Here is a 12,895-nt window from a genome sequence, read left to right as displayed (position 1 = left end):
TTATGAATTCTCCACCACAGTCACCTCAAACTCCTTACAAATCCGCTTCTCCTGATAGTACTCAGCGATATCGTACCTACCTCCTGTCTTTTGCCAGATATCTAATCCTCTTCCAAGGATGATTTTCCATCCGTTGTTGAGTTCGATACTTCTATCATGTTGGATGTCGCTGAATTCGTAGGATAGGTCTATCCCTATGGGTGCCAAACTATCAATCAGCTCTCCAAAGGCTCCTTTAGCGTTTTCCAAGTATTCTTCATTGTTATTGGTGACCAAATGAATTCTGACCTCTTGGTCTTCTTCTTTTAGTTCTGATATCAATCGGCAGAACTCTATGAAGTTCCTCATTTGATAGGGTAATCGAATGTAGGGGTCTTTGAGAATGACATGGGTTGCACCCGCCAAATAATCCCCAAATAGACCTTTATAACTCACATTGGTCTGATTATCCCTTATGACACGATGGAATCCTGCCAAGACCTTCTTTTGGGGGTCTACGGAGGTGTTTGCCTCTTCCTGTTCTTCTTCCTTGACTTCCTCCTGTTTTTCTATCCCCAATTTTGGGTCTCCGTATTCCAAAACCTCCAAAGTCTGTACCTTGAAGACCTTCCCATTATCAGTTGTGTACTCAAAATTGACCACCTCATCATTGAAGGTCTCGTCCATTTTTCGAAGTTGGTCTTTGACCCGTTTTCTTCCTTCTATAGCAAAATCAAGCAATTCCTTGATTTCTTTAGGGTCCATTACTCCATGGGGATAGATAACCTTGACCAAACCTGAAAAGGTCTTCTCAATTGCGGTTTTATCTCTTGTGGTTATGGTCGATGAAAGTTCATAGTAAGGCTTATAGTCCTGAGAATGGTCTTCTTTTCGAAGTTGTTTCAGGATTTCAGCCAAGTAGTCTACAATGAATCCATAATCGGAAGTGAACATTTCATTCCTCAACTTCTTCACCTCCCAACCAGGAAGGTAGCAATGGATTCTATCCAAAAATGCGGTATCGTAATAGTCCTTTGGTAAGGCATCAAACAAGTCCGTATGGGTCAACATGTGGGGAACGGAATGGTCTGTATTTCCCACAAATACCATGGATGCTTCTGCTTGATAGACATTGGTTCCTCTGGAGAAGGATTTGTTGGCCATGTAGTTTTTCATGATGTCCACCAATCCTCTGTCCGCCTTTTTGGTCTTTCCTGCAAACTCATCATAGGCTACCACATCCCAATATCCCACCAATCCAATCTCTCCATTGGAGTTGTTGACGAATAGTTTTGCCTTGGATACTTCACCACCGGATATCAGGATACCATGGGGTGACAATTCGGAAAAGACATGGGATTTCCCTGTTCCTTTGGGTCCAAGTTCTATCAGGTTATAGTTGTTTTCTGCAAATGGAACCAGTCTGGTCAGTGCCATCAATTTGGACCTAAAGGTAAATTCGTCAGGATTCAATCCTATGGATTGCATCAACAAGTCCACCCATTCATCCTTGGTAAACTGACTTCTGAGTACTTTGTATTCATCTAAATCGGCTCTTGATACCTGAATCAATTTGATGGACTCAATCACCCATGGGAGTGTATTTCTTTCTTCAGAAGGAACATAGGCAATGGTCACCAATGACCAAACACCCTCGGATAACAATTTGGGGTATTGTTTGACTAATTCATCTCTTACAGGAACTTTGTTCAAACCCAAATTGGCAAAACTGGCTTCATACCTGTCTTCCTTGTCATTGAGTTTGACTGAGAGTTTGTCTATGATTCTGTGTGAACCTTTCTCCCGTATGGTTGACTTGATGACCTGAGCTTCATCTCTATGAACAAAGTGTTTGGCAATAATTTGTTTGGTCGTTTCGATACCTTGTTGGATGGTTTCTTCATCGTCTGTGGCACAATATTGACCTAATAGGTATTCCAAGACAAATGTCGGAACACTGGCGTTTCCCTTCACCTGACTGGTCAAATCCTTACGGACTACTTTTCCCCCAAAATGTCTGTTAATCAAAACATCTAGTTCCTTCATACTTCATTTTAATTATAAGAAGTCATCAAAATCATTGTCCATTCCTATCTTCAAAGTGTATGGATACTTGGCAATCATGTTCCACTTGTTAGTCCCTTCTACCTTCTCTTCAATGACCAAAAAGGTATTGGCATTTGACTTTTCTTTGGTGGAAAGGGTAAATTTTTTCACCACTTCCCGTTCTTCGGCTCTCTTGGATTCGGAATCAAAGGTATGGGCTATCACATCACTGATTACCTTCTTTTTGGATTCATCTCCATCAATGATGGCAAAATAAGACTTGATACTCCTTGCAATCACAGTCTCCGAAACAGGTTGTTCTTGATAGAATTTGATGGTATGGATATTTGTGGTAATCCGATTATTGGTCTTGTTCAGGACATCGATTTCCACTTTTGAAACGGTATCCACCCGTTTCTTTGCTACAAATAATACTGGCACCACTACCTCCTGAAGAGTAGCTCCACCATGTACATACCTACTTCCACTACCTTGTTTTCGGAGTCGGTTGATACCTTTCGGAATTAGTACATCCACATCATCGGATTTGATGCTGAGAGATTCCGCTGTAAACTTCACTACATTGTTGTTGAAGGTAAGATTTCTACCCAATACAAATCTCCTGTTATCTCTTATGACTTCTCCTTGTACATTTGCATCGGAAAAGTCACTTTCTTCCAATACCTCATTCTGATAGATAAATCCATGGTCAGCGGTAATCACCACATGATTCCCATTCATATTGGTAATCTTTTTGACCACTTCCATCAGGAAATTAATTTCATCCTTTGAAGCTTCGATAACTTTATCTTCTTGGGTCTTGTCATCCCCTAATTTGTCAATTCTATTATGGTACACATAGACCAAATCATGTTCCTGAACCAAGGTCTTCGCTTCTTCACTCCTTGAAGCAATCTTCATCAAGTCTTCAGCCAATATGGTTGTAGCTTTTACCTTGGAGTGTTCTTCCAACACCTTCTTTCTCGGTTGACTTCCTTTGGTACTTTTCCCATCGATTAGGATTTCATCTCCTTCTCCAAAACTCAGGGTTTTGTGTGGTAAAAGTGAAGCCATTCCCAATTGGGTGTAAGAAGGAAGTCCAGTGATTTGGTAGGCGAGTTTGGAAGAAAATCTGCTCTGAGACTGGAAGGCTTCATGGAGTGAAATCCCACATTCATACCTGAGGGCATCAGAAATGACCACAAAGAGTTTCGTCTTTTTCTCCAAATAAGGTGACTGAACATCCCTTTTGAAAAACATCTTTTGGGAATGTACCCCAAAGTACCATTCCTTCTGCTTGTCAATAACCTCCTGCCACTTGTCACTCAGTCTTAGCAACCATGTATTGGAATAGATTTTATGTACCCTTTGATAGAGGGCATTCAGGGCATTGTTCTGATTGGTTTCCCGATAATTCTGAAGGAACAATCGGTAATTCTGGTCCATACGATACCATTTATCGGTATATTGCCTGAACCCATCTTCGTAATCCCTGATTTGGATTTCCGCATTCCTCTTGACGGATTCTACCAATTGGGAAGCGTAGTACAGGGTGTCATAGAAAGGTCTGTATCGAGGATACCAAAACTTCGATTCCCTTACCTTGATATAGTTTTCTATCTTATCCTGTGAAAGAGTCTCATGTTGGATATGTTGGGCAAGTTCTTTGATGATTCTTTTATCCACTTCCTCAAAGACATCTTCCTGAATCAGTTCTTCTATCGGATGCTTGTCCAAAAGTCCTTTGATTTTCAAATCCTCCTGAACCCTATCCGCCAATAACTTAAATGAATCCTCAAATGACCTGGTATCCTTCCAAGTAGAGAGTAAGACCTTGGCTGAATTATTTACCTGTGCCTTTCCAAATAAAGGATGAAAACTCTTTTGGAAGGACTCCAAAATGAAATCGTATATGGATGGATTAACAGATTTGTAGTTGAATTGGTTTTCTACAAATGACCAAAAGGATTCTCTCAATCCAAATCTGGTCAACTCCTTCTTGATATTTTCTTCTTTGCCATTCAAAAATCCAAAGGTATAAGACTTCACCAGTCCATCGATGGATGCATCTTCTCCTCCCAGTACCAACTGCAATAACTTTAAGGTCAACCCTGTTTCGGTTTCCTTTTTGTCTAAGTTTTGTTTCAGTTTTTGTACCCGTTCTTTACTCTTGAAGAACTCCAAGTGTCGCTTCACCCATGTTCTGAATGACAAGGGAATATCCAATTCCTGAATGACCATGGCCTCTTGGTCGGTATGGAACACATGATGACTGAGTTCTATATCCAACAACCAATTGTCTTCATTTTCAGGTCTTCGGTAGGGAGCGTAGAGCAGGTACTTCTGAGTAGGATGTAAGATTAAAAGTTCATGCTTTAGGAAGAACTCATTGTTACCCACCTTCCGCTTCTCCACATTGGAAAGAGACAGGGAATCAAAATCCTCCTGAAAATCCTTTTCCTCATCATACCAGGTAATGATACGATGCTTGGAAAATAACCTATTTAAACTTTCTTCAACCTTATTCATGATAACTTACCTAATCGTACTCATATCTATCCAATCAAACTTCTTCACCTTATCCTTGGTCTTTTTGTCATTCAGACCTTGAACTTCGGTGACTGCCTTGCCAAACTTATTATAGTTCACCAAAACCCCATCATCCAAGTCTATGGAGATACGTTCTGTAGCCAATGGATACAGGATATCTGTTTCGTACTGACGGCAGTCGGCTATCATTTCATCCAATTTGATGATATCCTTTCTCGCTTTATTCTGTTCAGCAGGGGTTCCTGTGACTTCTACATGGAGGAGGTTCTTGCGCTGTGCTTGAAGTTTTTCTATAAACTCCCTGAGGTAATTATTCAATATCTGATTCAAGGTGTCAGGTGTATATCGGTGCATATAAATCAACGCATTGAAATGTCCCTTAGGAGAAGAGAAAGACCAGTAGATAGGTCTTTTATTATACCGTTTCACATGGTCTTTATAGAAATCCTTAACAAAGTATTTACGGATATCTTTCCCTAAACATTCTTCTACAAAGGCAAGATTTTTTCTAAAATTCTTTTCTTCAAAACTGACCCTTAAAAATTCATGGAACCGAGAAACAATATCATCTTCAAACCACACATCATCTAATACTGGGATAATGTTATCTTCATCAGGCAAAAATGACATTGATTCCACTCCAACTTTTTTGAAAAAGTTGTCTAAAGAATCCCCTTGATTGGCTAATAACAATCCTTCTTTGTTCAATGAAAATCTTCCAAATAAACATCCAACAAAATAACTTACCAATTGTGAAATTATCTCAAAAGAGTTAAAAGTTAGATTATTGTTCTCTATATAAGATTCCTCTTTTAATATGGTTATATCTTCAAGGGGAATTTCTGGACCTACCTCCTCTTCTAATCCATATATCTCAATAAACATTCTATTTATAGTGACTTCATTGTTAAATAAAGTCTTGAATTTTATTTCCCAAAAAGATTTGTATAAATCAAGAGCCTCTTCAACCAAGGATACTTTCTTATTGACTAGGTAGTTTGTTGAAAAATTCCATGAAATTTCCCTAGAGTCCCACTCTAATTTACTTATTTCAATATTTTCAAAAACAAGGTTAATTATTTCCTTTTTTAAAGAATCCGTGTTTGGATAAATAATAGGAATAACTGCAATGTTTTCAACTTGGAAATTTATTGTTGGATTAATCATTTTTAGAATCATTAACCCAACGTTAGATGCGATTAGACTTTGAAAATAAAATATATCTTCTTGACTTTTCGGAAATACGCCAGAACCTGAAACATCCCATAAAAAACCAGGTGGAAAATATCTCGTAGCAATCGTACTAGCACTAATATATGTCCATGTCATGTATTCTTTAAAAAAATAATTAGAAAAACTGTTTTTCCCTCTTGTCAAATCAGAGCCCTTATTTTTCCAGTTTAGGATGTAATCTTGGTTCCCATACCACTTCCTAAATTTCCCACCTTTGTTATATGGAATCCAATTTTGAAAATCAACATCAATACCATTAAATTCTCTCGCATTAAAATTGATTTTTTCTAAAGAAACTTCTTGCCATAATCTCAGGAATAAATCATTATTCCCAGTAATTATTCCTTGAAAAGTATCTCCGACTTCTATTAACTTTTGACTTTCAGAAAAAATCTCTTGAACCCTTTTACTAGCCCAATATGCTATCGGACTTCCTGCTATTGACTTGAATTTATCTTGGTTAATCTTATAAATTCCAAAACTCTTGTCTAAGTAAAGACTTTCAATTTTTTCAACACTTCTTACTTTGACATGATTTTTAAAAAGTCTTCTATATATTCCATCGGACTTTATACCAGACGTTTTCTTCATCGTAAATGTAACTGAACCAAAATCTGAACCAAAAATCCCCCTACCTAAATGTACTAAAGAATCAATTTGGAATTTCTTAATCGTTTCTTTTCTAAACTCTTCGAATGAAGAAAGAAACATCCAAGAAGGAAGGTTAATCATCGCAACCATTCCATTTTCTAATAGTTGACCTTCTGCTCTTTCCATGAAACATACCATTAAGTCTGCTCTACTTTTTGGATAGTTAATTCGAACCCAAGACCCCAAAACTTTATTCATTTTGCTTTCCCCCATATACGGTGGATTATCCACAACACAATGATATTTTCTACTTAGTAGAATTAACTGGTCCAAGGTCTGAATCAAATTTTCAATCTTGGGTCTGGAGAAAATATCAGCACCTTGAACTTTGGATTGAAATGAATTTTTGGTTTCCTCCAAGGTTTTTGTATTGATATGGGGTTGAATCAAGGAACCAAAATTAGTGGCCTGTTTCATGGTCTTTAGGTCATGAAACAATTCATCGGAAATAGAAATCCTCAAATCTTTGAAGAGTGGTTTGATTTCCTCTTCCGCTAATTTGAGGTCTTGGAAATGGAGAATATTGGGTTTGACTTCCTTTCTAAAAAATCTCCTATGATAAAATCTCGCTTTCATCATCAATGCAAATCCTGCCAGTTGAGCCGCTCTCTCATCGATTTCAAACCCAAATAGGTTTTTCTCGATTATCAGTTGAGGTATCTCACTGCTTGCATATCCTTCTTCCTCGTAAATTTTAGAGAATAGTTCGAAACCATACACCAAGATATGACCACTACCTGAGGCTTGGTCCAAGAGGGTGATTTCTTCTACAGAATTGACCTTCAAGTAATCATCAGACTGTGCTGAAGGACTTTCGATATAGTAAGGCATATAATCCCTCAGCTTGGAATTGGGTTTGTTCTGTAACCACAATTTCCCCAAGGTATTTTGCACCATATACTCCACTATCCATCTTGGAGTAAAAAGTTGGGTGGCAGCAGGGATATCTTCTTTTTTGACCTTTTCACCTGAGGCGAAGACTTCATCTTTTTTCTCAGAAATGTAAAACTGGTATAACCATCCGATTATCTCCACTTCCTGACAGTCTTCATCGGACATTCCGTTCAAGATATCCTTGATAATACTGAATGAAGAGGTCAAGTCATCAGGAAGGAGGAGTTCTGTATAGTCATTGATTTTTTCAAAAAGGAAAGGAAAAATACTGCTCAGTTGGTTACAGGAAGCAACCAATAGGATTCTGTAAGCATCGTTATCAGGATTGACAGAAAATACCCTACCGTCCAGAATATCCATCACCTCCTCTCGGCGTATAGGAAGTTCCTCAGGAATATGTCCTGCATGTGCCTCCTCCAGAATCTGCGGACTGATACCTGATATGGGGGTAATCACATTGATTCCCATGGGTTGGAATCCATTGGCATCCATAAACCTGAGCGCCACCAATCTATTGAACCAGGTATAAGCTACCTTATCCACCAAGGTATCTTTACCCATGGAAGCGAGTTCATCATTCAGTCTTTTAAGGGTTTCCGTTTTTGTCCTTAATGTTGATGAATCATGTGACAGAACATAATCCAACTTAGCGGATACCTGTTCCAACAATTTCTTTCTCGCTCCCTGAGCAAATTTCTTGAGGTTATTGGTGTTCATGCTGTTAATTCAAATGTGGTTAAACAATAAATGGTACTAGTTCAAAGTAATCTTCCTGTTCTGTTGGATTTGTTCCATCATGGCCTTTCGAAGAGATTCAATGTACTCTTCTACATCGGCTTCTGATTTCAGTTGACCCTTGGTATATTTTACTTTTTTCTCTACCTCTTTGATGTTGATAAAATGTTCTACTGGTACAGGTTCAGGTGTTCCTGGTTCAGGTGGATTGGCTTTGGCTTGATTCTTTGCCAGTATGTTTCCGATTTTATTGAGTTGGTCTGTATATAAATTCCCCAATCTATCTCTGTCCACCTTCAGGTTGGCGATATAGTTTTGGTACTTCGCCCTAGACACAATATCCCTAAATGGAGTCAATATTTCTTCCTGTTGTGCAGGAGTCAGTTCTCCAAAACCTTCCTGTAACTGAATCTGAGTGATTCTTTCCTTTGCGGACTCTATGGTAATATCCTTTTCTTCCTTGATTTTGCCAATCAATCTAGTCTCCAAGGTATCCATGGATACCTTGGCTCGTTTGATTAAATCCCCCTTATAGGGTGCTTTATCTTCCCGAACTTCTGACAGGAATCCTCTTTCTTGTGTATCCACATAATCGAAATTCGCCTGATTTCCCTGAAGAAACTGGAGTAATCTATCAAAAATCTTCTTCTGTTCTCCGTTCCAGAAATGTCGGATTGGGTCTAGATAGTGTTCTTTATCATCCAATAAATCATCCTCAAAATCATTGGATTTGGTCAGTAAATCTGCATAATCCATGTTCCCTAATTTCCTCAGAAGCATGGCCAGATTTTCCAGTGAGGATAGGAAAGGATATTGAGCAGACTGATTGAGATATCCTCTGATTTCGGATTCCAAAGACTTTACCTTCTCCTTGAATAGTCTGGCGATATCCTTGGCCTCAGTAGCGGTATTAGTCTCATCAAACATGTCCAAATGGATATCCTTCAGCTTCTTGACCTGAGCAGGCGTGAACTCCACCTGCGGTTCCAATAAAGTGTTTGCCCAAAGTCTGTTGTTGTTCAGGGTCTCCAAGAAATCATTTTCCTCCAAGGAATTGGAATCCTGTTTGGCTTCTATCTTGCCTCTCTTGTATAACTGAGCCACAATACACCAAACCGCCATTTGTGTCCAACCGTATGGCCTCTTAGAGAAGTGGTCTCTCAGGTCAGTTAAAGTGGTCCTATCATGTTGTAATTTTCTTCTTTCGATAAAGTTGGCAATCTCTCTTTCAGGTGCGGATAAGGTTCCTTCATTTCCATCAAATAAACCATACTGTCCACTTCTCATGATAAGGCGAAGTTGACTTTCATCCAGATTGGCAGAACCCAGTAACTCCAATTTGGAGTAAGCTACCTTGATGATATCCTGAGCCACTTCCAGTACCTTATTCCTTCCATCGGAACCTGCACCTACCTCATGTTCTTTTCCTGCCAGGTAGAATGTTCCTCTGGCCAATAAACCATTCAGGTTATTTTCCAGTAAGCGTCTTCTCTCCCTGTTTTGCTGACCTTTTTCCGCTAGAATACGGATGATATTATCATCATTGGAAAGTGACCTATTCTGCATGATGTACTTGTCCGTCTTCAAGGCCATCCTCACTTCCATAATCAACCGCTTGTCCTCAGGAAGTTTCACCACCATCAGTCCAGGGTCTGCCAGTGTAGAACTCGCCAATTGACTGTAGTTATTGTAGTTGTTAGAATTAGGGGTAATGATTTCAATTTTGAGTTCCTTGTCCCTTCCGAACAAGTCCCCATCCACCTTTCTGGCAAAGTCAAATTCCTGTTTGTTTTGGATGTATTTGATTTTGGTATCCCTAATGATTCCATCAAATATCAGTTCATTCAGTAATTGGGAAACTGCAATCTCATCGATTTTTGTATTCTTGATTTCCTCTTCTACATCCTTCTCCGTGTCGGTCAAGAATTCATATTCTTCTCCTTTTCTTTGGATATAGGTCTGTTGCTCCAAAAGATTCAGCGCCTTCTCTACCTTCTCATGATGTTGGGTAGGATTGGCATCAATGGAATCCAATAAGAGTACACTGATATTTCGTGAAGTAGTTTTGAAATTATCGTAATACTTCACCAAGAAAAGTACCTTCAATACCTTCAGGGCAAAAGGAGCATCACTCAATTGGTTTTCTGCCACAATAATTGAATTCTGAGCTTCTGTTCTTAAGGATGCTCTGATTCCTTCAAACATCTTGTCAAAGGAAACCAGTCCATCCAGTCCATTGAAGGAAGCGTTTTTCAGTACTTCTTGGAATACACCCAACATGGACCTTTCGCCTACGGATTGGTGTTTCCCTTGGAAGGCATTGTGTCGGGAAAGTGTTTTAATACATTGTTGGAATAGGTCAAACTGATAGGGGATAAAAGGATACTTATTGACAAAATCATTTTCATCCCGATATCCTTTGAACTGCATCCCTGTCTCTGAAAAAGAAAGTAGAGTTTTGAGATTTTCACCTTCTCTTCTGAAGAGTTGTATAAGTTTCTCGGTACCGGTATCATCTTTTTCCAACAATCTTTTTTCAATCACTTCATCCACGTTAGCAGAAGTGAGTGGCATCCTTACCCGAAATCTCCCTTGAATCTTGGAGAAGTCATCCGATTGTAAACCTGAGTCATCCCCAACCAAATTTTCCAAATCCTCCTGAGAAGTCACCACCACCCACGCATTTCCATGACATTTGGTATTTAATGATTCAGCGATGGTCTGAAGATTCAACATCAGTTTGGTGTTCTCAGCAATGTACTGCCCCACTTCATCCACAAAGAAGTTTAATCGGAAATTAGACCCCTTGGATTTGATATAAGCATTGACTTTGAGGGCAAAATCCTCAATAGAAAAGGCCTGAGTTTCCCGATACTCTCTGAGTAAGTTTTCAAATTTGGTAGCAGGTTCATCGAATAACAACCCACATGAATTGGCTACGGCATCATTGACTCTCCTTGATGGATAATCCATTCTTCCTTCCTTCCATGGTTTCCCATACAAGGCTTCGAATTGCTCTTTAAAGCGTTCATATTTCCCTTCCTTCTCCAAGTACATTTCAAAATTGGCGATGAAAGGTCTGAATCCGTAATACCCCAAATGGTCATAAAATACCTTATAGAACACCTGTAAGATGGCGTTCGCCTCAGTCTTGTTGGTTATCTGTGCCTGTTGGTCAATATTGAAAAGGATACTTTCCGATTTATATTTCTTGGTACTGCCCAGAATATCGCCCTTGAGTTTGGGGTCATCTGAAATCTTGCTGGCAAACAACTCTCCCAAATGGTCTCCATTGAGGGATTTATTTTCCAATACATAACTTAAGATTTTCAAGAGGTGGGACTTACCTGAACCAAAGAATCCTGAAATCCATACCCCATTGATATTATCAGAATCATTGTAGGACTCGAAAAAGTCTGCGAGTTTCTTGGCCACTTCTCTGGTAACCACATATTCATCCACCTCTTGGTAGACATGGTCAGTATCATCTGCTTTGATAACTGTCTCTATCGCTCGGGAAAAGTTTTTCCGAAAAAGGTTTTTAAACTCACTCATATCTTAAAATTGTCAATGTTAAATGCTCGGTAATAATTATCGTCCATCATTTGTCCAAATAGGTTCAACGATTTGCCGTTGTAAACCCCAGGAAAGAACATAAGGGTTGGGATATCATTCATGGCCACCTGAATGTTGTTCAGGATATTGTGTGACCTGATAAATGGATACACCGCCCCAACTCCCTTAATCATGAAGACCTGAGGATTTTCCTTATTTTTCAGTTCAATCATCTTAGGAATGAAACGTTCATGGATATTCAACATGGACTGAAGTGTTTCCTTGAAGTAATCTTTATCACTGTCCTCTTCTATGTAAAAGACATCGTCCAATCCCACATGTTCATCCAGTATTTGGACAGCCAATTCAAATAAGTCCACCACCAAGGGTTTAATCCCTTTTGCCAGTAGTTTTTTTTGGAGATTCTTGATTTCTATTTCGACCAGGTTGGTAGCACCCACTTCAAAAGGGGCAATCCAAAATGGAATTTCACCACCCAGTGCATCCATTTTCAAAAAACTCTCCGAACTGACTACCTGAAAAATGTGAGAGAATTTATGATGTATATGTTCAGTTTCTGTCATGTGACTTGATTTTGTCCTCTGTATACAAAAAGACCTTAAGGTCATTTGGGTTGGTTTTAACAATTAAATTCTCCACCCTTTTTTCCAAAAAAGGAGGAGTGATTTTTCTATCTGTTACCGAATTAATCAATTCCGATTGCTCCAATACTTTCCATAACACCTGTACTACCTTCTTCCTTGTGGTCTCCGCCAAAGACTCCAGTTCAGGATGGTCTATGGACTTTCTACTCATGAAGGAATTGATATCCCTATCGGTCAATTCGTAATCGAATAACATGATTTTGTCCACCATGGTCTCTGTCACAAACTCATAGAAAAACCTATAATAGCGAGCAAATCCCAATAAACAAAGTTGTTTTTGTTCAGATGGATTCCCCTCAGCCAATAAGTCCAATTCCTCTTTTGATAATTGGTTTAGTCTCCTAATCAATTCCTGAAATTTCCTTTTACTCGTTGCTCCCCTCTGGTCTGGCAAATCCTTTGGTGCCAAATCCTCCAAGTTGAGATTTTCATCCTTCAGTTTTTGGGCAAGCGAAATGGTCTCTCTTACTTTTAGAGACAGTGCCGTAAAAGAGAATTTATAGATTGATGTATTTTTCAATGATTAATAAACTTAATAAATAAATCGGATAAACTTTCAGTTAAATGGATTATTGACAGAAGTTGGC

The 12,895-nt window shown here is 38.9% G+C and carries 6 protein-coding genes; all 6 read right to left on the bottom strand.

All coding sequences use genetic code 11. The features are described 5' to 3' along the window. The 6 genes from brxL to ACFFIP_RS14075 are packed head-to-tail and all read right to left on the bottom strand — an operon-like array spanning position 1 to position 12,828. Entirely contained in the window at positions 1-2,025 is a 2,025-nt protein-coding gene (brxL, locus tag ACFFIP_RS14100; protein WP_382388334.1) for a BREX system Lon protease-like protein BrxL, read from the bottom strand. A 12-nt stretch (positions 2,026-2,037) separates the two neighbouring features. Continuing rightward, positions 2,038-4,554: a BREX-1 system phosphatase PglZ type A gene (gene pglZ / locus ACFFIP_RS14095; RefSeq protein WP_382388333.1), complete on the bottom strand. Its 2,517-nt coding sequence runs from the start codon at positions 4,552-4,554 to the stop codon at positions 2,038-2,040. A 6-nt stretch (positions 4,555-4,560) separates the two neighbouring features. Continuing rightward, positions 4,561-8,070 (bottom strand): BREX-1 system adenine-specific DNA-methyltransferase PglX, encoded by a 3,510-nt coding sequence (gene pglX, locus ACFFIP_RS14090; RefSeq protein WP_382388332.1) that lies wholly within the window; start codon positions 8,068-8,070, stop codon positions 4,561-4,563. A gap of 36 nt (positions 8,071-8,106) precedes the next feature. Further along, positions 8,107-11,643, bottom strand: a complete 3,537-nt coding sequence (brxC, locus tag ACFFIP_RS14085; protein ID WP_382388331.1) for a BREX system P-loop protein BrxC — start codon at positions 11,641-11,643, stop codon at positions 8,107-8,109. Then, the gene (locus ACFFIP_RS14080; protein WP_382388330.1) at positions 11,640-12,227 is read right to left on the bottom strand and encodes a DUF1788 domain-containing protein; all 588 of its coding nucleotides are present in this window, start codon (positions 12,225-12,227) and stop codon (positions 11,640-11,642) included. Before ACFFIP_RS14080 ends, brxC begins: the two co-directional genes overlap by 4 nt. Next, entirely contained in the window at positions 12,214-12,828 is a 615-nt protein-coding gene (locus tag ACFFIP_RS14075) for a DUF1819 family protein (RefSeq protein ID WP_382388329.1), read from the bottom strand. The genes ACFFIP_RS14080 and ACFFIP_RS14075 overlap by 14 nt, the downstream gene beginning before the upstream one ends. Positions 12,829-12,895: the final 67 nt, after the last annotated feature.

The sequence above is a fragment of the Fontibacter flavus genome, assembly GCF_042432905.1.
Lineage (GTDB): Bacteria > Bacteroidota > Bacteroidia > Cytophagales > Cyclobacteriaceae > Fontibacter > Fontibacter flavus.
This window is presented reverse-complemented; position numbering and strand designations above follow the sequence as displayed.

What these genes read in the sequence shown, in the direction of transcription:
- brxL (WP_382388334.1), bottom strand. Translation starts at nt 2,025, where the DNA reads ATGAAGGAACTAGATGTTTTGATTAACAGACATTTTGGGGGAAAAGTA.
- pglZ (WP_382388333.1), bottom strand. Translation starts at nt 4,554, where the DNA reads ATGAATAAGGTTGAAGAAAGTTTAAATAGGTTATTTTCCAAGCATCGT.
- pglX (WP_382388332.1), bottom strand. Translation starts at nt 8,070, where the DNA reads ATGAACACCAATAACCTCAAGAAATTTGCTCAGGGAGCGAGAAAGAAA.
- brxC (WP_382388331.1), bottom strand. Translation starts at nt 11,643, where the DNA reads ATGAGTGAGTTTAAAAACCTTTTTCGGAAAAACTTTTCCCGAGCGATA.
- ACFFIP_RS14080 (WP_382388330.1), bottom strand. Translation starts at nt 12,227, where the DNA reads ATGACAGAAACTGAACATATACATCATAAATTCTCTCACATTTTTCAG.